Origin of the sequence: Vibrio sp. 1562 (genome assembly GCF_033340155.1) — a bacterium.
In the GTDB taxonomy this organism is placed as follows: domain Bacteria; phylum Pseudomonadota; class Gammaproteobacteria; order Enterobacterales; family Vibrionaceae; genus Vibrio; species Vibrio alginolyticus.
Map to the genome: position 1 here is coordinate 1 of NZ_JAWOVY010000666.1, position 550 is coordinate 550.

Annotated in this window: 1 protein-coding gene; it reads left to right on the forward strand. The window is 46.0% G+C overall.

Annotated elements, in window-relative coordinates; genetic code table 11:
- Window positions 1–550, forward strand: a 550-nt coding sequence (locus tag R7Z49_RS26970; protein ID WP_318112737.1) for an ATP-binding protein, incomplete at both ends; no start/stop codon positions are given.

The window sequence follows — 550 nt, forward strand, 5'->3', positions numbered from 1 at the left end:
AACGAGGCAGTGTAGAGCTTTCGATTACCACGCTTGAAAGTAAGGAATCGGAAGCCATCATCGAGTTTTCCGTGCAAGACTCAGGTATCGGCATCGATGAGCAGCAACAGAAACGAATCTTCGCACCATTCGCTCAGGAGGACGATTCCACCACCCGCCAATTTGGAGGTACAGGTTTAGGCCTTGCCATCAGTACGCAACTTGTCGAACTCATGGGCGGAAGCATACAACTTGAATCTGAAAAAGGCCGCGGAAGCCGTTTCTACTTCCAACTCACAGCACCGATTTCTCAAGCTCATTTTCGTGCTCGACATACCGTGAATAATCAAATCTGGCTCGTCTGTGACGACAGTGACCTAGAAACAAAACTGCGCAATGAGTTGAGCTTCTATCACATTCAAGTACATAAATCTGTTCATGATCTTAGTGCTCTTCCGACATGGATTAACGACAAAGAACGCATCATCATTCTTTATGTTGAAACGACGCCAGATGCCGCAGTGAAGAACACAGATTTGATGCGAAATTTGGAACATCAACATGTGCAAGT